The sequence below is a fragment of the Streptomyces sp. NPDC057137 genome (genome assembly GCF_042670825.1).
Lineage (GTDB): Bacteria > Actinomycetota > Actinomycetes > Streptomycetales > Streptomycetaceae > Streptomyces.
The window spans coordinates 1-22,347 of sequence record NZ_JBHUUW010000098.1; the positions used below are offsets into that span (position 1 = coordinate 1).

Here is a 22,347-nt window from a genome sequence, read left to right on the forward strand (position 1 = left end):
TCCTGCTGTCCTGCGTTTCCGACTCTATCAGAACCTTTCGGCGCCTGATTCCCAGTCAGCGGGTTTGTCTTTCCGGCCCTTCGGCCGTTCCGACGAGTGAGACTTTAGCGGAACCGGTCCCCCGACGCTAATCGGGGTTCGCGTCCGTTCGTTCGAACGCGGATTCCTCATTTCGCAAATGCGCACACAAAAGAGAGCGACCGGATGTCGCACGTTTGCAGTGGTCTTGCGGAATGACCGTCCGGGGATCGACCGGGGTCGATGCTCACGTCGGACAGCTCGGAGAACATTACGTTCGCCCCCGGGACGTGTCAACTTCGGGTCATCGGGGTACGCGCCACGTACTCTGGCACCCATGACCACGCACGCGTGCAACTTCAGCTGGCGGGCCGTCTGACGGCGGCCTGCTGACACGTGTGTGACCAACGGCCGCCGCTCTGGCGGCCGTTCGCGTTTCTCCCCCAGTGGAGGTCCGGGAGCCCGGCCCCTCGGCGGTGGCTCCGACCAGGAGTGGGACGAGAGAGATGACGCGGATCTTCAGCGGGGTCAAGCCGACGGGCCATCTGACGTTGGGCAACTACCTCGGAGCCGTACGCAGGTGGGCCGAGGTGGATCAGTACCGGGCCGACGCTCTGTTCAGCATCGTGGATCTGCACGCGCTGACCGTCGAGCACGATCCGGCTCGTGTGCGCAGACTCAGCCGGCAGGCGGCGACGTTGCTACTGGCGGCCGGGCTGGATCCGGCCCGGTGCACCGTCTTCGTGCAGAGTCATGTGGATGAGCACACGCGGCTCTCCTATCTATTGGAGTGCACGGCCACGGACGGCGAGCTGCGGCGCATGATCCAGTACAAGGAGAAATCCGTGCGGGCCAAGGCAGCCGGGCAGAGTGTGCGGGCTTCGCTGCTGACCTATCCGGCGCTGATGGCGGCGGACATCCTCGCGTACCGGACCGACGAGGTGCCGGTCGGGGACGACCAGACGCAGCACGTGGAGCTGACGCGGGACCTGGCCGAGCGTTTCAACCTTCGCTACGGGCCGACGTTCACCGTGCCGAGGGCCACGAATCCGCCGGTGGCGGCGCGGGTCATGGATCTGCAGGATCCGACTTCGAAGATGGGGAAGTCGCACGAGTCGGGGGCCGGGATCGTCTATCTGCTGGACGAGACGGACGTGGTGCGCAAGAAGGTGATGCGGGCCGTCACCGACAGCGGACGCGAGGTCGAGTACGACCCGGTCGCACAGCCGGGCGTGGCGAATCTGCTGGAGATTCTCGCGGCGTGCGGGGGCGGGAACCCAACCGAGCTGGCCGGTGTATATGACTCGTACGGCTCACTCAAGCAAGACACCGCCGAGGCCGTCGTCGAGCTGTTGCGGCCGGTCCGGGCGCGGCATGCGGAGCTCGCGGCGGATCCAGGTCAGGTGGACGAGGTTCTGAAGGAGGGTGCGGAGCGGGCCAGGGGGATGGCCCGGCCGGTGGTGGATGCGGCCTATGAGGCGATCGGGCTGCTGCCCGCCGGCTGACGGAAGGCGGCGCGGTAGTCGCGCGGGCTGGTGCCGAGGTGGCCGGCGAAGTGCTGGCGCATGGTCACCTCGCTGCCGAAGCCCGTGCGGCCCGCGACCTCGGCCATCGGGAGGTCGGTGCGTTCGAGGAGCTTCTGGGCCGCCGCGAGGCGCTGTGCGATGAGCCAGCGGAGGGGGGTGGTGCCGGTGGTGGCCTGGAAGTGGCGGGCGAGGGAACGGGGGGACATTCCCGCGTGGGCGGCGAGGTCGGTGATGGTGAGGGGCTGGTCGAGGTGGTGGAGGGCGTATTCGCGTACGGAGGCGAGAGCGTCCTCGTCGCGGTCGGCGCGTGGGGTGGGCCGTTCGATGAACTGGGCCTGGGTGCCGGTGCGGTAGGGCGCCGTGACCATCGAGCGGGCGATGGTCGCCGCCGTCTCGGCACCGTGGGTCGTGCGGACGAGATGGAGGCAGAGGTCGATGCCCGCTGCCGTGCCGGCGGAGGTCCACATGTTGTCGTCGTGGAGGAAGAGGGCGTCGGGGACGACGGTGACCCGAGGGTGGTGTTCGCGGAGGAGGTGGGTGAGGTTCCAGTGGGTGATGGCGCGGTGGCCGTCGAGGAGGCCGGCCTGGGCGAGGGTGAACGCTCCGCCGCAGAGTGCGGCGATCGTGGTGCCTCGGGTGTGAGCGCGGCGGAGGGCGTCGAGTACGGGGGCGGGGGCCGGGGTGAGGTGGTCGTCCAGGCCGGGGACGACGATCAGGTCGGCGCGGGTGAGCCAGGCGAGGGTGCGGTCGGGGGTGAGGGTGAGTCCGCCGCGCAGGGGGATGGGCGCGGGGTCGGCGGCCGGGCGGCGGAGGTCGAAGGCGGGGACGCCTCGGTCGGTGCGGTCGACGCCCCAGACCTCGGTGATGACCGAGACGTCGAAGGCCCGGATGCCGGGGAAGGCGAGGAGGGCGATGCGTTGGGGGGTGGGGGCGGGTGTGTCGGCCATGAGTGGCAGTAAACCATCGACCGCTGACTTTTGTACCTCTGGAGGTGGCGGGTGCCGGGCAGCAGCATGGTGCCCATGGAGATAGCGGACAACGCGGCGCTGGTGGTCATCGATGTGCAGCAGGGATTCGAGGAGGTGGAGTACTGGGGTGCCCGGAACAACCCGGAGGCGGACGACAACATCGCCGCGCTGATCGACGCGTGGCAGGCGAGCGGGCGGCCGGTCGTGTTCACGCGGCACGACTCGACGACGGCGGATTCGCCGCTGCGGCCGGGGTACGAGGGGAACGGGTTCAAGGAGTACGTCGAGCGGCGGCGGGGGAAGGGCGCGGCCGGGTCGGAACTGCTGGTGGTGAAGAACGTGAACTCCGCCTTCTACGGCACGCCGGATCTGGGGGCGTGGCTGAAGGCCGCGGGGATCGGGCAACTGGTGATGGCGGGGATCCAGACCAACATGTGTGTGGAGACGACGACGCGCATGGCGGGGAATCTCGGGTACGAGGTGCTCTTCGCGTTCGACGCGACGTACACCTTCGGCCAGGAGGGGCCCTGGGGCTGGGAGTTGACAGCGCAGGAGTTGGCGCGGGCGACGGCGGTGTCGCTGCACGGGGGTGGCTTCGCGAAGGTGGTGACGACTGAGGAGGTCGTGAAGGCGGCGTCCGTCTGACCGCGCGCCGGGGGCGGTCAGCCGTTGCCGGAGGCCAGTTCGCGGCTGCGGTCGCGGGCCGCTTCGATGGCGGCGATCAGGGCGGCCCGTACGCCGTGGTTCTCCAGCTCGCGGATGGCGCTGATGGTGGTGCCCGCCGGGGAGGTCACGGCCTCGCGGAGCTTCACCGGGTGTTCGCCGCTGTCGCGCAGCATGACGGCGGCGCCGATGGCGGCCTGGACGATGAGGTCGTGGGCCTGGGCGCGGGGCAGACCGAGGAGGATGCCGGCGTCGGTCATCGCCTCGACCAGGAAGTAGAAGTACGCCGGGCCCGAGCCGGAGAGGGCGGTCGCCGCGTCCTGCTGGGACTCGGGGACGCGGGCGGTCTTGCCGACGCCGCCGAAGATCTCCTCGGTGTGGTTGAGGTCGGCGGGGGTGGCGTGGCTGCCGCCCGAGATGACGGACATGCCTTCATCGACAAGGACGGGGGTGTTGGGCATGACACGTACGACGGAGATACCGGTGGTGAGGCGTTCCTCGATGAAGGCCGTGGGGATACCCGCGGCGGCGCTGATGACCAGGCGGTCGGCGGGGACGTGGGGGGCGAGTTCGTCGAGGAGCTTGCCCATGTCCTGCGGCTTCACGGCGAGGATGAGCGTGTCGGCGCGCTTGGCGGCTTCGGCGTTGGTGACGGGCTCGACGCCGTAGCGGTCCCGGAGCTGTGCCGCTCGTTCGGCGCGGCGGGTGGTGACCAGGAGGTCGGCCGGGCGCCAGCCGGCACGGATCATGCCGCTGAGGAGCGCTTCGCCGATCTTGCCGGTACCGAGCACTGCGATGGTCTTGGTCATGCGGGTCACCTCGCCGGTGGGGTGGGTCGAGCGGTCGTACGGAACATCCGGGGCCATCCTCGCACCGGCGGCGGGGACGGACCCGGTATGTCCGAGTGGCGGACCGGGGACGGACCTTGGGCCTACGCCGTTCGGCGGCGGAGGGTCGCCGCGCCCAGGGCGAGGACCAGGACGGCGCAGCCGGCGACGACCAGGACGTCGCGTACGAAGTTGCCGGTGACGTCGGAGTGGCGCAGGACCTCGTTCATGCCGTCGACGGCGTAGGACATGGGCAGGGCGTTCGAGATCGCTTCGAGCACCGGTTGCATGTTGTCGCGTGCGGTGAACAGTCCGCAGAGCAGCAGTTGGGGGAAGATCACCGCCGGCATGAACTGGACCGCCTGGAATTCGGAGGAGGCGAAGGCCGAGACGAAGAGTCCGAGCGCCGTGCCGAGGAGGGCGTCGAGGACAGCGACCAGCAGGAGCAGCCAGGGCGAGCCGACGATGTCCAGGCCGAGGCCCCAGACGGCGAGTCCGGTGGCGAGCAGGGACTGGACGACCGCGAGTGTGCCGAAGGCGAGGGCGTAGCCGGCGATGAGGTCGGCCTTGCCGAGGGGCATGGCGAGGAGGCGTTCGAGGGTGCCGGAGGTGCGTTCGCGGAGAGTGGCGATGGAGGTGACCAGGAACATCGTGATCAGCGGGAAGATGCCGAGCAGTGAGGCGCCGATGGAGTCGAAGGTGCGGGCGTCGGCGTCGAAGACGTAGCGGAGGAGGAAGAGCATCACGCACGGCACGAGGATCATCAGCGCGATGGACCGCGGGTCGTGGCGGAGTTGGCGCAGGACGCGGGCCGCGGTGGCCAGGGTCCGGGCGCCGGAGAAGGCGTGCGGGGTGGGGGTCGGGGTCGCGGTGGTCATCGGGGGGTCTCCTGGAGGGCGTTGGCGTTGGCCTCGTCGACCAGGTTGAGGAAGGCTTCTTCGACCGTTTCGCGGCCGGTGCGGGTGCGCAGTGCGTCGGGGGTGTCTTCGGCCAGGATGTCGCCGTCGCGCATGAGGAGGAGGCGGTGGCAGCGTTCGGCCTCGTCCATCACGTGCGAGGAGACGAGGAGCGTGGCCGCGCGGTCGGCGGCGATGCGGTGGAAGAGTTCCCACAGGTCGCGGCGGAGTACGGGGTCGAGGCCGACGGTCGGTTCGTCGAGCACGAGGAGTTCGGGCGTGCCGAGCAGGGCGACGGCGAGTGAGACGCGGTTGCGCTGGCCGCCGGAGAGCCGGCCCGCGAGGGCGTCGGCGTGGGACGCGAGGTCGACGTCGGTGATGGCGCGGTGGACCGTTTCGTCGCGGGCGTCGCGGTGGGAGCGACCGGGGTTGAGGATCGCCGCGAAGTACTCCAGGTTCTGACGGACCGTCAGGTCGTCGTAGACGGAAGGCGCTTGGGTGACATAGCCGATGCGGGCGCGGAGCGTGGCGTCGCCGGCCGGGCGGCCGAGGACGTCCAGGGTGCCGGTGACCTTGGCCTGGGTGCCGACGACGGCGCGCATGAGGGTCGATTTCCCGCAGCCGGAGGGGCCGAGGAGGCCGGTGATCCGGCCGGGCGGTACGGCGAAGTCGAGGTCGCGCAGCACGGTGCGTTCGCCTCGTACGACGCGCAGACCGCGGGCGCGGATGGCAGCCCCTGGTTTATTCATCATGCGATGAATAATGCTCCCGTCCGCGCCGCACCGTCAAGGCCGGGGGAATCAGCCGAAGCCCGGGACGCGCGGGAGCAGGTCCGGCCGGCGGGACGCGAGCTTCAGGGTGCCGACCGTCGAGCGGACGATGCCCTCCTTCACCAACGCCGCCGGGCGGCCGGTGAGGACGCGGTCGCGGGGCGAGTCGTCGGCCCGTACGAACTGGATCAGTCCGTCACGGCGGCCCAGGCTCAGGCACTGGAGGTTGTAGGAGAAGCTCAGCGGTTTCGGCTCCTCGCCCCGCAGTTCGGCGATGAGCGAGGTCGCGACGTGCGAGCCGCCGGGCAGTGCGGCGGCGCACCCCATGCGCAGCGAACCGGCGGTGGCGGTGTGCCCGGCGGCCGAGTCGCCCACCGCGTACACCTCCGGGTGGGACACCGATCGCAGCACCGCGTCGACCTCGACGCGACCCCCGCCGTCGATGGCGAGCCCGGCGGCGCGCGCCAGTTCGGTGTTGGGGGCCATCGAGGCGGCCCAGACGACGACGTCGGTGTCGATGTCGTCGGGGCCTGCGACCCGGCGGCCTTCCTCGACACGTACGCCGCGGGCGGCGAGCACCATGCGGACATGGGCGCGGCCCTTCTCCGAGAGTCCCGGGCCGACAGCGCCCTCCGTAAGGAGGACGACGCGCCAGCGGGGGTGGGTCTCGGCGAGTTCGGTGGCCAGCTCGATCCCGGTGAGGCCGCCGCCCACGACGGTCAGGGTGCCGGGGCCGTCCTGGAGGCGCTTGTGCAGTTCGGCGGCGGACTCGACCGTGTAGGCCCGGTCCCGGTCGCCGGGGCCGGTGGACCGGGTGCGGCTGCCGAGGGCGTGGACGAGCCGGTCGTACGGAAGGACGCGGCCGTCGTCCGTACGGACCTCACGGGCCGCGGCGTCGATCGCCGTGGCGCGGGCGGCGACATGGGTGATGCCGGTCGACCGGAGGAACGAGCCGAGAGCGTGGGTGACGTCGGGGCGTCCGGCCGCGCGTTGGTGCAGCCGGATGCGTTCGGTGAAGCGGTCGGCGGGGTCGACGAGGGTGACGCGGGCGTACGGGGCGACGCGCAGCGCGCACATCAGCCCCGCGTAGCCCGCGCCGACCACGACGATCCGCTGCTTCTCGGAGGGCGAGGAATGAACGTTGGTGGGTGTCATACAAGGGGGACGACGTAGCCCGCCCAGGTGTGACGGTGAGCGCGGTCACAGACTCCCGAGGTCGAGATGGCTCAGCTTCTCCGGGTTGATCACGACGTCGACCTCGGTGATCAGCCCACCCCGCACGCTGAAGGCGAAGACGAAGCACCGCTCGCCGACGGGATCGACCAGGACCAGCCCGGGGGAGCCGTTCACCTCGCGTACGAGGACGTACATCGTCTCGGGGTCGAAGTCGCGCATGAGTCGCTGCGCGAAGAGGGCGACCTTCTCGTCGCCGATGACGGGCAGCCTGGCCGCGGTGACCTTGCCGCCACCGTCCGAGTGCCACACCACCTCGGGGTCGAGGATCTCCAGCAGCCCGTCGAAGTCCCCGCCCATCACGGCGGACAGAAAGGCGTCGACGGCCCGCCGGTGCTCGCCCCGGTCGACGGAGCGGCGCGGCGCCTCGGCCCGTACCCGGCGGCGGGCGCGGGAGGCCAGCTGTCGTACGGAATCGGGCGTACGGCCCACCACGTCCGCGATCTCCTTGAACGGCACGGCGAAGACGTCGTGCAGGATGAACGCGGTGCGCTCCCCCGGGGTCAGCCGCTCCAGCACGGTGAGCATGGCGACCCCGACGGACTCGTCCAGCGTGACCCGGTCCTCGGGCCCGCTCTCGGTGACCACCGGCTCGGGCAGCCAGGGCCCGACGTACGACTCCCGGCGGGCGCGTGCGGAGCCGAGCTGGTCGTAACAGATTCGGCTGATGACCGTCGTCAGATACGACTTGGGGTCGTTCGCCTCGCCGTCGGGCAGCCGTTGCCAGCGCAGCCAGGTCTCCTGGACCGCGTCCTCGGCGTCGGCGACGGATCCGGTGATGCGGTACGCGATGCCCCAGAGCCTCTTTCGTTCCCGCTCGAATTCCGCCAGGTCAGCCATGCTTCGGCGCTCCTCTCCCCCTGCGGGTGTCACGCCCGCCGTCAGCCTTCGGGCAACGGGCCTCCGTCAACAGACGACGTGGCCGGGCGAAGTGTGACAGTCAGCTCGACCGCGTACGCCTCCTCGACGGAGCCGGTCGGAAAGACCTTGAGCAGTTCGGCGCGCTCCTCGGCGAGGTGGGCGGCCGTGGCGTCGTCGCCGAGCAGCCGGAAGAGGGAGTGGCTGCCGAGGTTGGCGAGGTGGGTGTCGAGCGGCACGGTGCGCGTCCAGTGCAGCACCCGCTGCTCGCGCGGCAGATCCTCCGGCAGTCTCTCGGCGCGACGGCCGCCGGAGCTGTGGGCTCCGGCGCCGGCGGCCAGGTGCAGCCGTTCCTCCTGCGCGGCGACCCAGGGCACGTCGGGATCCGCGACGTTCCACCACAGGGCGAGCGCGCCGCCGGGCCGTAGCACCCGCAGGGCCTCCGGGACGGAGCGTGCCGGGTCGGTCCAGTGCCAGGACTGGGCGTACGTCACCAGGTCGACGGACGCGTCCGCGATCGGCAGGGCGTCCCCGAAGGCCCTGACCAGCGGGGTGTCGGGCAGCGTACGGCGAAGCTGCGCGGCCATGCCGGGACCCGGCTCCACGGCGGTGACGTCGGCGCCGCGCGCACGCAGCAGACGGGTGGCGATCCCGGTCCCGGCGCCGACGTCGAGGACGCGGGAGCCCTGGAGGGGGTGGCCGGACAGTTCCTCGACGGCGTCGAACAGCGCCGGTGGATAGCCGGGCCTGGCGGAGTCGTACTGCCCGGCGACGACGTCGAAGGAGAGCGCGCGATCGGTCATGGGTCCATCTTGACGCGCGGCGGTCCGCGGCGGCCGGACGGGTCGCGGCTCACTTGCGCGGGGGCCGCTTGGGGCGCTTGGGCCGGTTGGCCTTGCGGGCGGCCGGGTTGCCGGTGCGGGTCGTGCGGCGGCGCTCGTACCGTACGACGGCCGTCTCGTACTCCGTTCGCCGCAGCCCCTCCCCCGGCGCCTCGGCGAGCGAGCGCAGGAAGTACGCGAACAGCGAGCCGATGAAGCCGATGCCCTTGAGACTGCGCAGCTGCTCCTCACGGGCGCGGTCCACGGGGCGCTTCGAGAAGCCCTCCCAGGTCTTGCGGAAGGCGATGGCGCTGCACACCGAGAACATCACGATGACGAGGACGCCGACGAACGGGCTGGCATTCGCGATCTCCAGGCCCTGGTAGGCGAAGCGCAGCAGGAAGCACGCGCCGACGGCCGCTGCCAGCGAGCCGACGGCGACGGCGACGCGGCGCGGCGCGTAACCGCCGTCGTGGGCGACCCAGGTCGTGCCGAAGAAGCGGATGGGCTCGGGCCGGGGGCCGCCGGGGCCACCGTCGCCGCTGCCACCGTCCGTGGACGGCGCCGCTGCTGCGACGGCGGTGGTCTCGGCGGCTTCGCCGCTCTCGTGCGGGCTCACGCTCTTACTCTCGCTCACAGGGCCGATTATCCCTGTCGGCGGGAGTGGGAGGCGGGGGTCGGGAGTCCGCCGTCGAGAACCGGGCCGGGGCTCAGGCGCAGCGCGGGGCGACGTAGCCGTCGCTGCCCGTCTTGACGTACGCGTCCGAGACGAATTCCCCGTTGGCGATGTTGTCCCAGAGTTTCGACGTGCCGTACGGCCCGGACACCGACTGGCCCGGCTTCTGGCAGTTGATCGGCACCCTGGCGTTGTACGGCAGGGTGCGGACCACCGTGTAGTTCGTGCCCGGCCCCGAGCGCACGTTGACGCGGTAGCCCGGCGCGATCGGATACAGGACATCCGCCGCGGCGAGTGTTTCGGCTTCGGCCTCCAGACCCGTCGCCGTACCCGCTTCCGTGACTACTCCCGTGGCCACTTCCGTGACCTCTCCAACCTCTTCAACAGCCATCGCTGTACTCCCCCTTGCTGATCTTGTTGAATGTTCACTCTCCGCGACGCGCAGGCTAGCAACACTCTTCAGCCACAGCCGCACCATCGACTAGGCTCCGTGAGTCGCGCTCGCTGAAGCGACACGGGGGACTCACACATGGAATACGCCGGGAGTTACCGCCTTGAGGCCTGCCTCGGCTCCGGTGGCATGGGCGTGGTGCATCTCGCGCGCTCGGCGTCGGGGCTGCGCCTCGCCGTGAAGGTGGTGCACCAGCAGTACGCGGCCGACCCGGAGTTCCGGGCCCGCTTCCGTCAGGAGGTCGCCGCCGCGCGCCGCGTCAGCGGTGCGTTCACGGCGCCCGTCGTCGACGCGGACCCGGATGCCGAGCGGCCGTGGATGGCCACCTCGTACATCCCGGGTCCGACCCTGGCCGAGCAGGTCAAGAGCAACGGGCCCATGTCCCCTGCCGAGTTGCGCCGGCTGACGGCGGGGCTCGCCGAGGCGTTGCGGGACATCCACCGGGCCGGTGTCGTCCACCGCGACCTCAAGCCCGGCAACGTACTCCTGACGGACAACGGTCCCAGGGTCATCGACTTCGGCATCTCGCGGCCGGTCGACAGCGATCTGCGCACCGAGACGGGGAAGTTGATCGGCTCGCCGCCGTACATGGCGCCCGAGCAGTTCCAGCGTCCGCGTGAAGTGGGGCCCGCGGCCGACGTGTTCGCGCTGGGTTCGCTGCTGGTGCACGCGGCGACGGGGCGTGGGCCGTTCGACTCGGACAGCCCGTACATCGTCGCCTACCAGGTGGTTCACGACGAGGCGGATCTCGTCGGGCTGCCCGCCGATCTGGCGCCGCTGGTCGGGCGGTGCCTCGCCAAGGAACCCGGGAAACGTCCCACGCCGGACGAGATCATGTCGGAGCTGCGGCCGCCGTCGTACGAGGCGGACGCGTTCATACCGGCTCAACGGCGCTCCGTGGAGCGGCCGTTGGTGATGCCGGGTGAGGGGCAGCGCACCCACATAGGGGCGCACTCGCCGTCCGGGCGCGCGCCGGAGCACACGTCGGCTTCGCGTCCCGCGTCTCGCCAGGACACGAAGCGTGAGACCAAGCGGGAGAGCAAGGGAGACACGAAGGCGGGGGCGGGGGCGGAGTCCGGGGCGGCGGGGACGAGGACCGCGGGCGACCGACGTCGGCGGGCCAAGTGGCCCGCGCTGGCCGTCGGCGTCGTGGTGCTCGTGTACGGCGGGCTCTGGGCCGCGCAGGGATTCGGCGATACGCGAGCGCCCTCGCCCGGCACCCGGGGCTCCGGTGCGGCAGGGACCACCGACGCGGCCTTCAAGCCGTGGCTGGCCGAGGACATCGGCGACACCGCCGAGCGGGGCACCGCGCCCGCGTGTTCGTACACACCGAGCGCCTCCGGCGTCCCGGCGACACTGCTCTGCTCCACACGCGGCGTCGCCGCCGCCCGGCTCGACCCGGCCGACGGGCACGTGATCTGGTCGCACGGCTCGGGCGCCGAGACCACGTCCGCCCCCGTCGTCTCCGGCGGCCTCGTCCACGCCGTACTCACCACCGCGAAGACCGCACGGCTCCAGACGTACCGGAGGGACGACGGCACCCCGGCCTGGAGCGCGGACGTCTCCGGCAATCAGGGCGGCGTCCACCACGCCGGTGACACCGTCCTGATCGTGAAGCCCGACGGACGGGTGGAGGCGCTGAACGGCGCGACGGGCAAGAGGCGTTGGGAGCATCCGCTGCCCGGACACACTAGCCCCGTCCTCGGTCTCCACAGTCCGCGGACCGGTCACATCTACGCCGCCGAGTCCTCGGACGACGGCAGCACCACACTGGTCAGCGCGGTGGACCCGGAGACCGGCGAACTCGCCTGGCAGCGGCGGCTCGACGGAAACCTGGAGCCGGTGGCCACCGAACGCGGCGCGCTGTTCCTCGCGTCGCTCGATCTGGACTCGATGACGGACGCGATCGTGCGCTACGACCCCGCGAGCGGGGACGTACGGCGTGCCCCGTTGCCGTACCTCGTGTCCGGGGCGCAGGTGGCCGTGCGCGACGACACCGCGTACCTGCTGGTGCGGGGCGGGACCCTGCTGGCCGTCGACACCACCCGTACGGATAAGAACGCGAAGCCCCGCTGGCGGCTGGAGACCGATGTCGCCCGCGCGTCCGGCCCCGTCGTGACGGCGGGCGACCGGCTCTACTTCTCCGCCGCCGACGGGCAGTTGATCACGATCGACACGACGGACGGCACGCTGATCGGCCGTACGCGACCGCGTCTGCTGTCGGGCAAGCTCGCCACCATGTCGGCACTGCCCGTCCCCGCGACCGCGCCCGGCCGGATCTACGCGGGCGCGCCCGACGGGTCCGTCTTCGCCGTGGACAGCGAGAACCCCGACACCTGGTGACTCGCACCGGGTGCCGGGGTCGCTGTGCCGTGGTCGCCGTGCGCGGGCCTCACGCGTACGCGGGCCTGGCGGAGCGCCCGCGCGGTGGATCAGCCCAGCAGGGAGACGTCCCTGACCGCGCCCTTGTCGGCGCTCGTCGCCATCGCCGCGTACGCGCGCAGCGCCACGGAGACCTTGCGCTCGCGCGAGACCGGCTCGTACACACCGTTCAGCGCGTCCCGCCGGACCGCCAACTCGTCGTCTCCGACGAGCAGTTCGATCGAGCGCCCCGGGATGTCGATCCGGACGCGGTCGCCGTCGCGCACCAGCGCGATCGTCCCGCCGGACGCCGCCTCGGGCGAGGCGTGGCCGATCGACAGGCCCGACGTACCGCCGGAGAAGCGGCCGTCGGTGACCAGGGCGCACGCCTTGCCCAGGCCGAGGCCCTTCAGATACGACGTGGGGTAGAGCATCTCCTGCATGCCGGGGCCGCCGCGCGGACCCTCGTAACGGATGACGACCACGTCGCCTTCCTTGATCTGCTTACTGAGGATCTTCTCGACGGCGTCCTCCTGCGACTCGCAGACGACGGCCGGGCCTTCGAAGGTCCAGATCGACTCGTCCACGCCCGCGGTCTTCACCACGCAGCCGTCGACGGCCAGGTTGCCCTTCAGCACGGCGAGCCCGCCGTCCTTCGAGTACGCGTGCTCCAGCGAGCGGATGCAGCCGCCCTCGGCGTCCAGGTCCAGCGTGTCCCACCGCTCGGACTGGGAGAACGCGGTCGCCGAGCGCTTGCAGCCGGGCGCCGCGTGCCACAGCTCCACGGCCTCCGCGGAGGGTGAACCGCCGCGCACGTCCCAGGTCTTGAGCCACTCGTCGAGCGAGTCGGAGTGCACCGAGTGCACGTCCTCGTCAAGGAGGCCGCCGCGGTACAGCTCGCCCAGGATGGCGGGGATGCCGCCGGCCCGGTGGATGTCCTCCATGTAGTACGTGCCGCCGGGCGCCACGTTCGGCGCGACCTTCGACAGGCACGGGACGCGCCGCGAGACGGCGTCGATCTCGTCCAGGCCGTAGGGGAGACCGGCCTCCTGGGCGGCGGCGAGGAGGTGCAGGATCGTGTTCGTGGAGCCGCCCATGGCGATGTCGAGCGCCATGGCGTTGTCGAAGGCCGCGCGGGTGGCGATGTTGCGCGGCAGGACGGTCTCGTCGCCGCCTTCGTAGTAGCGCTTGGTGATGTCGACGACCGTGGCGCCCGCGTTCTCGTACAGCGCCTTGCGCGCGGTGTGCGTGGCGAGGACCGAGCCGTTGCCGGGCAGGGCGAGACCGATGGCCTCCGCGAGGCAGTTCATCGAGTTGGCGGTGAACATGCCGGAACAGGAGCCGCAGGTCGGGCAGGCGTTCTCCTCGATACGGAGCATGTCCTCGTCCGAGACGGACTCGTTCACGGCGTCCGACATCGCGTTGATCAGGTCCAGCTTGCGGACCGTGCCGTCGACCAGGGTGGCCTTGCCGGCCTCCATGGGACCGCCGGAGACGAAGACCGTGGGGATGTTGAGGCGCATCGCGGCCATCAGCATGCCCGGCGTGATCTTGTCGCAGTTGGAGATGCAGATCAGCGCGTCCGCGCAGTGCGCCTCGACCATGTACTCGACGGAGTCGGCGATCAGATCGCGGGACGGCAGGCTGTAGAGCATGCCTCCGTGGCCCATCGCGATGCCGTCGTCGACGGCGATGGTGTTGAACTCACGCGGGACGGCTCCGGCGGCCTTGATCGCCTCGGAGACGATCCGGCCGACGGGCGCGAGGTGGGTGTGTCCGGGGACGAACTCCGTGAAGGAGTTGGCCACGGCGACGATCGGCTTGCCGATGTCCTCGCTCGCTACGCCCGACGCCCGCATAAGGGCGCGTGCGCCCGCCATGTTGCGGCCGTGGGTGACAGTGCGGGACCTCAGCTCGGGCATCGTCGCTCGCTCCTTCGGCAGATCCTTCGGTGGGAATGACTTTTCCGAGCCTACGCCCACCGCTCCAAGATCTGGACGGTCCGTCCGAAATGCGGGACGCCTGTTCAGCTCTCGGTCAGATAGCGCTGGAGCGTCGGGGAGACCAGCCGCACGATCTCCTCGGTGTCCACGGAGGCCAGCGGCTCCGCCTTGATCACATACCGCAGGAGCGCGATCCCGACCATGTGCGAGGCGGCCAGCTCGGCGCGGAGGGTGGGGTCCGGTACGTCCAGGTCCATCGCGATCCGCTCCAGCAGCCGCCGTAGCACGAACTTGCGCAGAAGGGCCGCCGCGGCGTCGTTCGTCAGCGCGGAACGGACGATCGCGAGCAGCGGGGCCCGGGACACCGGGTCCTCCCAGACGCTGATGAAGTAGCGCGCGAGTCGCTCGCCGATGCCGTCCGTATCGCCGGTCAGCACAGCGGGGACGACCAGGGCCGGCTCGAAGGAGACCTCGATGGCCGCGCCGAAGACCTCTTCCTTCGTACCGAAGTAGTGATGTACGAGGGCCGGGTCGACCCCGGCCACCTTGGCGATGCCTCGTACGGAGGTCTTGTCGTAGCCGCGCTCGGCGAACTCCGTACGGGCCGCTTCCAGGATCCGCTCGCGGGCGCCGGGGCCTGTGTCCGCGTCCGAACGGGCGGGACGGCCACGGCGGCGCGGGGCCGCGTCGGTCATGGGCGGCGGATCCGGGGGCGGCCGTGGGACACGCGGGGCTGCGGGGGCCGGGTCTCGGCGGACGCCGATCCGGACGCCGTTCCGGAAGCGGATCCCGCCGACGAGGCCGAGGCCGACGGCGAGCCTGCGCCCGACGCGGGCGCCGACGCCAGATGCAGCCGGGTGAAGGCCAGCGCCTCCGCCAGGTCGGCCTCGCGTTCGGCCGAGGACATCGCGCGCCGGGTGTTGACCTCGATGACGACATGCCCGTCGAAGGAGCTGCCCGCCAGCCGTTCGAGCAGTTCGGCGCAGGGCTGGTTGCCGCGCCCCGGCACCAGGTGCTCGTCCTTGGCCGAGCCGTTGCCGTCGGCGAGATGGATGTGTCCGAGCCGGTCGCCCATGCGCTCGACCATGGACATCGCGTCGGAGCGGGCGGTAGCTGTGTGCGACAGGTCGACGGTGAAGTGACGGTAGTCGTCCTTCGTCACGTCCCAGTCGGGGGCGTACGCGAGCACCTCGCGGTCCCGGTACCGCCACGGGTACATGTTCTCAACGGCGAAGCGCACGTCCGTCTCGTCGGCCATCCGCCAGATGCCGGTGACGAAGTCACGCGCGTACTGGCGCTGCCAGCGGAACGGCGGGTGTACGACGACGGTGGAGGCCCCCAGCCGCTCGGCGGCCGACCGCGCCCGCTGGAGCTTGGTCCACGGGTCCGTCGACCAGACGCGCTGCGTGATCAGCAGACATGGCGCGTGGATGGCGAGGATCGGCACCCGGTGATAGTCCGAGAGGCGGCGCAGCGCCTCGATGTCCTGGCTGACGGGATCCGTCCAGACCATGACTTCCACGCCGTCGTACCCCAGGCGCCCGGCGATCTCGAAGGCCGTCGCCGTGGACTCCGGATAGACGGAGGCCGTCGACAGGGCGACCTTCGCATCCGGGATGCGCACCACTGGTTCTGCCACGGACACAGGGTACGGGCACCGGCGGGCGGCATCGCTGGCACCGGAGCGGAAAGTGACGAGTGCAACGGCTGTGCGTGTCCGCAGACCTCTTGCAGACCTCTTCAGGAAGGCGGCGGGCCGGACCGCTCGCCGCCTCTTCTTGAGAAGGCGAGCGTTCGCACGGCGGTTGGCGGTCGGAGGCCGGCGGTCAGACCTCCGTCGTCGGCAGCTGGTCCAGCCGCCGCAGGATCACGCCCTCCCGCAGCGCCCAGGGGCAGATCTCCAGCTCCTCGACGCCGAACAGATCCATCACCGCCTCCGCGACGAGCGCGCCGGCGAGGAGCTGGGGCGCCCGCCCCTCCGACACTCCGGGCAGTTCGGCACGCCGTGCGGCGGTCATCCTGGTCAGCTTGGGGACCCACTCCTCCAGGGATTTACGGGTCAGGTCCCGCTGTACATAAAGCCCCTCGGCGGAGCGGGCGGCCCCGGCGATCCGCGCCAGTTGCCGGAAGGTCTTCGAGGTGGCCACGACATGGTCCGGCTCGCCGAAGCGGGTGAACTCGCCGACGTTACGGGCGATCTGGGCCCGCACATGGCGGCGCAGCGCCCGTACGGCCCCCGGGTCGGGCGGGTCGCCGGGCAGCCAGCCCGCCGTGAGGCGGCCGGCGCCCAGGGGCAGCGACACCACGGCGTCCGGTTCCTCGTCGATGCCGTAGGCGATCTCCAGCGAGCCGCCACCGATGTCCAGGACCAGCAGTTTTCCCGCCGACCAGCCGAACCAGCGCCGGGCTGCGAGGAAGGTCAGCCGGGCCTCCTCGTCGCCGGTGAGGACCTGGAGGTCAACGTCCGTCTCTTCCTTGACCCTGGCGAGTACGTGATCGGCGTTGCTCGCCTCGCGGACGGCGGACGTGGCGAACGACAGCACCGCCTCGCAGCCCTTGTCCTCGGCGGCCACGAGGGCCTCGGCGATCGTCGCCACCAGTCGCTCGACGCCCTCGGGCCCGATCGCGCCGTCCTCGTCGAGCAGTTCGGCGAGCCTCAGCTCGGTCTTGTGGGAATGGGCGGGCAGCGGGCGCGCGCCGCGATGGGCGTCGACCGCCAGCAGATGGACGGTGTTCGAACCGACGTCGAGGACTCCGAGTCTCATGGGCGAACGCTACTGCGGCGACACGCATACGCTGGAGCCGTGCCAAAGACGAACAAGGCGAAGCCGGGCAAAGCCAGCCGCGCCGCCAAGAAGCAGCACGAGCAGGTCCCGCCCGACGAGAAGGGGCTGGACTTCGCGCGGTCCTGGGTGGAATTCCCTGATCCGGCGGACGACGAACAGATCTTCCGCTGCGACCTGACCTGGCTCACCTCGCGCTGGACCTGCATCTTCGGCAGCGGCTGCCAGGGCATCGAGGCGGGCCGCGCGGACGACGGCTGCTGCACGCTGGGGGCGCACTTCTCCGACAAGGACGACGAGAAGCGGGTCGCCGGGAACGTGAAACGCCTCACGCCGGAGGTGTGGCAGTTCCACGGTGTGGGGGCGGACAGCGGCTGGGTGGAGACGGACGACGAGGGCGCCCGCAAGACGCGCCGCTGGGACGGCTCCTGCATCTTCCAGAACCGGCCCGGCTTCTCCGGCGGCGCGGGCTGCGCGCTCCACATCCTGGCGCTGCGGGAGGACCGCGAGCCGCTGGAGACGAAGCCCGACGTCTGCTGGCAGCTGCCGGTCCGGCGTACGTACGACTGGATCGAGCGGCCCGACGAGTCGCGGGTGCTCCAGGTGACGATCGGCGAGTACGACCGGCGGGGCTGGGGTCCCGGCGGGCACGACCTGCACTGGTGGTGCACGTCGGCGACGTCGGCGCACGGCGCGGGCGAGCCGGTGTACAAGACGTACGGGCCCGAGCTGACCGAGCTGATGGGTAAGGCGGGGTACGACACGCTGGTCGAGCTGTGCGAGGTACGGCTGGCGAGCGCGCTGCCGCTCCTCGCTCCGCACCCGGCGGATCCGCCCCCGGCGCCCGCGGCCTCGCCTGCTTCCTGAGCGCCTGCTTCCTGAGCCCCGCCCGCGCCCACTTCCCGACCGCTCACGGCGACGCGGGCGGTGTGTCCGAGCCCCCGGGGTCGGTCGGCGGATCGGTCGGGTCTCCCGACGGGGGCGGCGGGTCGGTCGGATCCGTCGGGTCCGTCGGCTCGCCCGTGCCGGGCGGCGGATCGGTGGGGTCGGTCGGCCCCGGATCGGTCGGTTCGCCCGGATCACCCGGGTCGCTCGGTCCTGGCCCGCCCGTACCGGGCGGCGGTGAGGACGGCGGGCGGGTCGGGTGCGTCGGCCGGCCGGGCCCCGGATCCGACGAGGACGGCGGCCTGGAACCGTAACCGCTGATCGCGACCACCGAGCCCGTCGGGGTCAGCCCGATACGGGCGCGCCACGGGCCCGATGGCTCCCGCGAGTGGTCCACGTGGACGTGGACGGTGACGGACCTGCCGGGGGCGAGCGTGCCGGACGTACGGCTCAGCCGCAGCCAGGACGCGCTGGTCCAGGCCGACCACGCGACGGGCTCGTCGCCGGTCGCGGTGAGCGTGATCCTCGTACGGTCGCCGGTCGACTCCGCCGTGACGGCGAGCCGTCCCGAGCCCGCGCCGGGCGTGCCGGGCGGGGCGTCCGTGCCGTCGCTGATGACCTCGACCGAGACGTCCGGGTCACGGCTGCCGTTGGCGAAGGGGTCGCCGGGCCGGTTCTCGGCGTTGCCCGCGTTCTCGTAGTTGTCGTACGGGTCGGCGCCCTGCGCGCCGCGCCGTTCGGCGTCGCCGGCGCTGACCGATGTCCCGCCGTGGCCCTCGCCGGTCGGCGGCGCGCCCCGGTACGCCGCCCAGAGGGCGAGCACGGGCGCGGCGACGACGGTCGCCACGACGGTGGTCGTGACGGCCCGCGCGCGCAGCCGCTCACGGCGCGCGGCACGGTCCTTGGGGTCCATGGGGAAGCCGTCGCGACCGAAGCGCGGGGTGGTGGCACGGGAACGCGGGGTGTTCGCCATGGCGCCGTACGCAGCCGCCCGGGGCGCCTCGACGAGCGGCAGGACGGCGGGCGACGCGGCCCAGGAGGGCGCGCCGGACGAGGTGGGCCGGGCGGCGCGCGCGGAGGCGGCCGAGCCGGGCCAGGGGCCTGCGGCCTCGGCTCGCTCGGCGGCGCGGCGGCAGCGCGGGCAGTCGTCCACGTGCCGGACCAGTTCACGCCGGAGCGCGGACGAGAGCAGCACCTGGTCGTCGCCGGTGAGCTGCGCGACGGCGGGGCAGTTGCCCGTCTCCACGACGGCGAGCGCGGCCCTGGTGCGTTCGACCTCGCAGGCGGCGGAGTTGAGAAGTTCGCGGGCCGGCAGCGCCTCCATGGACAGGACGGCGGCGACCTCACGCGCGCCGAGCCGGTGGCGTACGGCCAGTTCGAGCGCTTCGCGCTGCTCGGGGGTCGTACCGGCGGCCTCGGGCCAGGCCAGCACGGCGAGTTCACGCCGCCGGCGCGCGGCGACCTCCGGCGGGACGTCGACCCGCGCGTCGGTGCCAGGATGCCCCGGCTCGCGACGGCCGGTGTGCGCCCCCGGGCGGCTGCCGCGCCGCTCGCCGAGCCGGCGCAGACAGGCCCAGCGGGCGAGCGCGTACAGCCAGGCCCTGCGCTCCCCCGTGCCCGCCGGGCAACGCCCGTACTGGCGCTCGGAGATGGCCAGGACCTCGCCGAGCACCTCGGTCGCCGCGTCGTGGTCGCACAGCACGGAGAGGCAGTAGGTGAACAGCCCGTCCAGATACGGTTCGTACCGCGCGGACGGCCGGTCCGGCTCCGATCGGGGCGTGCGACGGGGCGCACGGTGTGCGCCGGTGGTGTAGGCGGGGGGCTCCAGTCTGCTGCTCGTCACCCGGCGACGGTAGACAGGGGAGCGCACGACTCTCCCCGCGCTTGCCTACTCTTCATCATTACGGGTGAAACGACCGCTACGGCCGTGCCTCGCCCGCCATCCGCACGGTGGCCATCCGCGAAGTCGCCACCGCGGTAAGGACTGTCAGTGGTCGCCTATACGGTGGCGCCATGGCTGTCGCCCGTACGAAATCCGCCAAGGACCGGCCGTCCTACCGCTGCACCGAGTGCGGTTGGACGACCGTCAAGTGGCTCGGCCGCTGCCCCGAGTGCCAGGCCTGGGGCACCGTCGAGGAGTACGGCGCGCCCGCCGTACGGACGACGGCGGTGGGACGGGTCAGCACCCCGGCCCTCCCGATCGGCCAGATCGACGGCCGGACGGCGACGGCGCGCTCGACGGGCGTGGACGAGCTGGACCGCGTCCTCGGCGGCGGTCTGGTGCCGGGAGCCGTCGTGCTGGTGGCCGGTGAGCCGGGCGTCGGCAAGTCCACACTGCTCCTGGACGTCGCGGCGAAGGCGGCCAGCGCCGAGCACCGCACGCTGTATGTGACGGGCGAGGAGTCGGCGAGCCAGGTGCGGCTGCGCGCGGACCGCATCAAGGCCATCGACGACAATCTCTATCTCGCGGCCGAGACGGACCTCTCCGCCGTCCTCGGGCATCTCGACGCGGTCAAGCCGTCGCTGCTGATCATGGACTCCGTACAGACGGTGGCGTCGCCGGAGATCGACGGCGCGCCCGGCGGTATGGCCCAGGTCCGGGAGGTCGCGGGCGCGCTCATCCGGGTCTCCAAGGAGCGGGGTATGTCCACGCTGCTCGTCGGCCATGTCACCAAGGACGGCGCGATCGCGGGCCCCCGGCTGCTGGAGCATCTGGTGGACGTCGTGCTGTCCTTCGAGGGCGACCGGCACGCGCGGCTGCGGCTCGTGCGGGGCGTCAAGAACAGGTACGGCACGACGGACGAGGTCGGCTGCTTCGAGCTGCACGACGAGGGCATCACCGGCCTCGCCGACCCCTCCGGCCTCTTCCTCACCCGCCGGGACGAGCCGGTCCCCGGCACCTGCCTCACCGTCACGCTCGAAGGCCGCCGCCCGCTCGTCGCCGAGGTGCAGGCGCTGACGGTCGACTCGCAGATCCCCTCCCCCCGGCGCACCACGTCGGGCCTGGAGACCTCCCGCGTCTCGATGATGCTGGCCGTTCTCGAACAGCGCGGCCGGATCAGCGCGCTCGGCAAGCGCGACATCTACAGCGCGACGGTCGGCGGCGTGAAGCTCTCGGAGCCGGCCGCCGACCTCGCGATCGCCCTCGCCCTGGCCTCGGCGGCGAGCGACACCCCGCTGCCGACGAACCTGGTCGCGATCGGCGAGGTGGGCCTCGCGGGCGAGGTCAGACGGGTCACGGGCGTCCAGCGCAGACTGGCCGAGGCGCACCGGCTGGGCTTCACACACGCCCTCGTCCCGACCGATCCGGGGAAGATCCCGGCCGGTATGAAGGTCACAGAAGTCGCCGACATGGGGGCGGCTCTGAGCGTACTTCCGCGCCGAGGTCGCGCGGAGGCCCCACGGGACGGCAAGGACCGCCGGTAGACTTTGCCCTGGTCTCGCCCATCCGTACGAGCCGGAGGAGTGCAGTGGCAGCCAACGACCGGGCAGCAGCACCCGGAAAGTCCGGTGGTGGCTCCAGCGGATCCCGCACCGAAGCGCTGATGCGCGCCTCACTGAGCGCCGTGGCGCCCGGCATGGCGCTCCGTGACGGCCTGGAGCGGATCCTCCGGGGGAACACCGGCGGTCTCATCGTCCTCGGCATGGACAAAACCGTCGAGACGATGTGCACGGGCGGCTTCGTGCTGGACGTGGAATTCACCGCCACGAGGCTCCGCGAGCTGTGCAAGCTCGACGGCGCGCTCATTCTCGACAAAGACATCACCAAAATTCTGCGGGCCGGTGTCCAGCTCGTCCCCGACGCCTCCATCCCCACCGAGGAGACCGGCACCCGCCATCGCACGGCGGACCGCGTGTCCAAGCAGTGCGGGTTCCCCGTCATCTCCGTGTCGCAGTCGATGCGTCTGATCGCGCTGTACGTGGACGGGGAGCGCCGGGTCCTGGAGGAGTCGGCGGCGATCCTGTCGCGGGCCAACCAGGCGCTGGCGACCCTGGAGCGGTACAAGCTCCGGCTGGACGAGGTCGCCGGCACGCTCTCCGCGCTGGAGATCGAGGACCTGGTGACGGTCCGGGACGTGACGGCGGTCTCGCAGCGCCTGGAGATGGTGCGCCGGATCGCCACGGAAATCGCCGAGTACGTGGTCGAGTTGGGCACCGACGGGCGGCTTCTCTCCCTCCAGCTCGACGAGTTGATCGCGGGCGTCGAGCCCGAGCGCGAGCTGGTCGTACGGGACTACGTGCCCGAGCCGACGGCGAAGCGGTCCCGTACGGTCGCCGAGGCGATGACCGAGCTGGACGCGCTCTCCCACACCGAGCTGCTGGAACTGCCCGTCGTGGCCCGCGCGTTGGGCTACAGCGGCTCACCCGAGACGCTGGACTCGGCGGTCTCGCCGCGCGGCTACCGGCTGCTGGCCAAGGTGCCGCGACTGCCTGGCGCCATCATCGAGCGGCTGGTCGAGCACTTCGGCGGGCTGCAGAAGCTGCTGGCGGCGAGCGTCGACGATCTCCAGACGGTGGACGGGGTGGGCGAGGCACGGGCGCGCAGCGTGCGCGAGGGCCTGTCGCGGCTGGCGGAGTCGTCCATCCTGGAGCGGTACGTCTGACGTACGGGCCGGGGCTTACGAAGGGGCTTACGTACGAAGGAGGGCCGCACCACCGCGACAACGG

Annotated in this window: 20 protein-coding genes; 6 read left to right on the forward strand and 14 right to left on the reverse strand. The window is 71.7% G+C overall.

From position 1 onward, the window contains the following. Positions 1-524: 524 nt before the first annotated feature. The gene (gene trpS / locus ACFT9I_RS37810; RefSeq protein ID WP_382572047.1) at positions 525-1,523 is read left to right on the forward strand and encodes a tryptophan--tRNA ligase; all 999 of its coding nucleotides are present in this window, start codon (positions 525-527) and stop codon (positions 1,521-1,523) included. Here the strand turns inward: trpS and ACFT9I_RS37815 are convergent. Next, on the reverse strand, positions 1,490-2,491 hold the full coding sequence (locus ACFT9I_RS37815; protein ID WP_382572049.1) for a GlxA family transcriptional regulator: 1,002 nt from the start codon (positions 2,489-2,491) through the stop codon (positions 1,490-1,492). The two genes, trpS and ACFT9I_RS37815, sit on opposite strands and share 34 nt — an antisense overlap. Positions 2,492-2,566: 75 nt before the next feature. On the opposite strand from ACFT9I_RS37815, the gene ACFT9I_RS37820 reads away from it, so the two are divergent. Further along, positions 2,567-3,157 carry a cysteine hydrolase family protein gene (locus ACFT9I_RS37820; protein WP_382572076.1) on the forward strand — a complete coding sequence of 197 codons (591 nt, stop codon included), beginning with the start codon at positions 2,567-2,569 and terminating at the stop codon, positions 3,155-3,157. Between the two features lie 17 nt (positions 3,158-3,174). Here ACFT9I_RS37820 and proC read toward each other — a convergent pair whose 3' ends face one another. From proC to ACFT9I_RS37860, 8 genes are all read right to left on the reverse strand, one after another. Continuing rightward, positions 3,175-3,984, reverse strand: coding sequence for a pyrroline-5-carboxylate reductase (gene proC, locus ACFT9I_RS37825; RefSeq protein WP_382572050.1), 810 nt, complete (start codon positions 3,982-3,984; stop codon positions 3,175-3,177). A 122-nt stretch (positions 3,985-4,106) separates the two neighbouring features. Continuing rightward, on the reverse strand, positions 4,107-4,880 hold the full coding sequence (locus ACFT9I_RS37830; protein ID WP_382572052.1) for an ABC transporter permease: 774 nt from the start codon (positions 4,878-4,880) through the stop codon (positions 4,107-4,109). Beyond that, a complete protein-coding gene (locus tag ACFT9I_RS37835; RefSeq protein WP_382572054.1) occupies positions 4,877-5,650 on the reverse strand; it encodes an ABC transporter ATP-binding protein in 774 nt (257 codons plus the stop codon). The genes ACFT9I_RS37830 and ACFT9I_RS37835 overlap by 4 nt, the downstream gene beginning before the upstream one ends. Before the next feature lie 48 nt (positions 5,651-5,698). After that, positions 5,699-6,823, reverse strand: coding sequence for an NAD(P)/FAD-dependent oxidoreductase (locus ACFT9I_RS37840; RefSeq protein ID WP_382572056.1), 1,125 nt, complete (start codon positions 6,821-6,823; stop codon positions 5,699-5,701). Positions 6,824-6,868: 45 nt separating this feature from the next. Further along, positions 6,869-7,741, reverse strand: a complete 873-nt coding sequence (gene sigJ / locus ACFT9I_RS37845) for an RNA polymerase sigma factor SigJ (protein WP_382572057.1) — start codon at positions 7,739-7,741, stop codon at positions 6,869-6,871. 41 nt (positions 7,742-7,782) lie between these two features. After that, entirely contained in the window at positions 7,783-8,562 is a 780-nt protein-coding gene (locus ACFT9I_RS37850; RefSeq protein ID WP_382572059.1) for a class I SAM-dependent methyltransferase, read from the reverse strand. Between the two features lie 49 nt (positions 8,563-8,611). Then, entirely contained in the window at positions 8,612-9,199 is a 588-nt protein-coding gene (locus tag ACFT9I_RS37855; protein WP_382572077.1) for a hypothetical protein, read from the reverse strand. 91 nt (positions 9,200-9,290) lie between these two features. Beyond that, positions 9,291-9,647 carry an SH3 domain-containing protein gene (locus ACFT9I_RS37860; protein ID WP_382572060.1) on the reverse strand — a complete coding sequence of 119 codons (357 nt, stop codon included), beginning with the start codon at positions 9,645-9,647 and terminating at the stop codon, positions 9,291-9,293. 138 nt (positions 9,648-9,785) lie between these two features. On the opposite strand from ACFT9I_RS37860, the gene ACFT9I_RS37865 reads away from it, so the two are divergent. Then, entirely contained in the window at positions 9,786-12,050 is a 2,265-nt protein-coding gene (locus ACFT9I_RS37865) for a PQQ-binding-like beta-propeller repeat protein (protein ID WP_382572062.1), read from the forward strand. An 89-nt stretch (positions 12,051-12,139) separates the two neighbouring features. Here the strand turns inward: ACFT9I_RS37865 and ilvD are convergent, their stop codons facing one another. From ilvD to ACFT9I_RS37885, 4 genes are all read right to left on the reverse strand, one after another. Next, positions 12,140-13,990 carry a dihydroxy-acid dehydratase gene (ilvD, locus tag ACFT9I_RS37870; RefSeq protein ID WP_382572063.1) on the reverse strand — a complete coding sequence of 617 codons (1,851 nt, stop codon included), beginning with the start codon at positions 13,988-13,990 and terminating at the stop codon, positions 12,140-12,142. A gap of 104 nt (positions 13,991-14,094) precedes the next feature. Next, complete coding sequence (locus ACFT9I_RS37875; protein WP_382572064.1) at positions 14,095-14,706, reverse strand: TetR family transcriptional regulator; 612 nt, start codon at positions 14,704-14,706, stop codon at positions 14,095-14,097. Continuing rightward, complete coding sequence (locus ACFT9I_RS37880) at positions 14,703-15,650, reverse strand: sugar phosphate isomerase/epimerase family protein (protein WP_382572065.1); 948 nt, start codon at positions 15,648-15,650, stop codon at positions 14,703-14,705. Before ACFT9I_RS37880 ends, ACFT9I_RS37875 begins: the two co-directional genes overlap by 4 nt. A gap of 187 nt (positions 15,651-15,837) precedes the next feature. Next, positions 15,838-16,776: a Ppx/GppA family phosphatase gene (locus ACFT9I_RS37885; protein ID WP_382572067.1), complete on the reverse strand. Its 939-nt coding sequence runs from the start codon at positions 16,774-16,776 to the stop codon at positions 15,838-15,840. Positions 16,777-16,815: 39 nt separating this feature from the next. Here ACFT9I_RS37885 and ACFT9I_RS37890 point away from each other — a divergent pair, with 39 nt between their 5' ends. Next, complete coding sequence (locus tag ACFT9I_RS37890; RefSeq protein WP_382572069.1) at positions 16,816-17,661, forward strand: hypothetical protein; 846 nt, start codon at positions 16,816-16,818, stop codon at positions 17,659-17,661. Between the two features lie 43 nt (positions 17,662-17,704). On the opposite strand, the gene ACFT9I_RS37895 is transcribed toward ACFT9I_RS37890, so the two are convergent. Beyond that, positions 17,705-19,522, reverse strand: coding sequence for a hypothetical protein (locus ACFT9I_RS37895; protein ID WP_382572070.1), 1,818 nt, complete (start codon positions 19,520-19,522; stop codon positions 17,705-17,707). A 170-nt stretch (positions 19,523-19,692) separates the two neighbouring features. Between ACFT9I_RS37895 and radA the strand changes: the two genes are divergently transcribed. Both radA and disA read left to right on the forward strand, forming a co-directional pair. Next, positions 19,693-21,105, forward strand: a complete 1,413-nt coding sequence (radA, locus tag ACFT9I_RS37900) for a DNA repair protein RadA (protein WP_382572072.1) — start codon at positions 19,693-19,695, stop codon at positions 21,103-21,105. A gap of 44 nt (positions 21,106-21,149) precedes the next feature. After that, positions 21,150-22,283, forward strand: a complete 1,134-nt coding sequence (disA, locus tag ACFT9I_RS37905) for a DNA integrity scanning diadenylate cyclase DisA (RefSeq protein WP_382572074.1) — start codon at positions 21,150-21,152, stop codon at positions 22,281-22,283. The last annotated feature ends 64 nt before the right edge of the window (positions 22,284-22,347 follow it).

What these genes read in the sequence shown, in the direction of transcription:
- trpS (WP_382572047.1), top strand. Translation starts at nt 525, where the DNA reads ATGACGCGGATCTTCAGCGGGGTCAAGCCGACGGGCCATCTGACGTTG.
- ACFT9I_RS37815 (WP_382572049.1), bottom strand. Translation starts at nt 2,491, where the DNA reads ATGGCCGACACACCCGCCCCCACCCCCCAACGCATCGCCCTCCTCGCC.
- ACFT9I_RS37820 (WP_382572076.1), top strand. Translation starts at nt 2,567, where the DNA reads ATGGAGATAGCGGACAACGCGGCGCTGGTGGTCATCGATGTGCAGCAG.
- proC (WP_382572050.1), bottom strand. Translation starts at nt 3,984, where the DNA reads ATGACCAAGACCATCGCAGTGCTCGGTACCGGCAAGATCGGCGAAGCG.
- ACFT9I_RS37830 (WP_382572052.1), bottom strand. Translation starts at nt 4,880, where the DNA reads ATGACCACCGCGACCCCGACCCCCACCCCGCACGCCTTCTCCGGCGCC.
- ACFT9I_RS37835 (WP_382572054.1), bottom strand. Translation starts at nt 5,650, where the DNA reads ATGATGAATAAACCAGGGGCTGCCATCCGCGCCCGCGGTCTGCGCGTC.
- ACFT9I_RS37840 (WP_382572056.1), bottom strand. Translation starts at nt 6,823, where the DNA reads ATGACACCCACCAACGTTCATTCCTCGCCCTCCGAGAAGCAGCGGATC.
- sigJ (WP_382572057.1), bottom strand. Translation starts at nt 7,741, where the DNA reads ATGGCTGACCTGGCGGAATTCGAGCGGGAACGAAAGAGGCTCTGGGGC.
- ACFT9I_RS37850 (WP_382572059.1), bottom strand. Translation starts at nt 8,562, where the DNA reads ATGACCGATCGCGCGCTCTCCTTCGACGTCGTCGCCGGGCAGTACGAC.
- ACFT9I_RS37860 (WP_382572060.1), bottom strand. Translation starts at nt 9,647, where the DNA reads ATGGCTGTTGAAGAGGTTGGAGAGGTCACGGAAGTGGCCACGGGAGTA.
- ACFT9I_RS37865 (WP_382572062.1), top strand. Translation starts at nt 9,786, where the DNA reads ATGGAATACGCCGGGAGTTACCGCCTTGAGGCCTGCCTCGGCTCCGGT.
- ilvD (WP_382572063.1), bottom strand. Translation starts at nt 13,990, where the DNA reads ATGCCCGAGCTGAGGTCCCGCACTGTCACCCACGGCCGCAACATGGCG.
- ACFT9I_RS37875 (WP_382572064.1), bottom strand. Translation starts at nt 14,706, where the DNA reads ATGACCGACGCGGCCCCGCGCCGCCGTGGCCGTCCCGCCCGTTCGGAC.
- ACFT9I_RS37885 (WP_382572067.1), bottom strand. Translation starts at nt 16,776, where the DNA reads ATGAGACTCGGAGTCCTCGACGTCGGTTCGAACACCGTCCATCTGCTG.
- radA (WP_382572072.1), top strand. Translation starts at nt 19,693, where the DNA reads ATGGCTGTCGCCCGTACGAAATCCGCCAAGGACCGGCCGTCCTACCGC.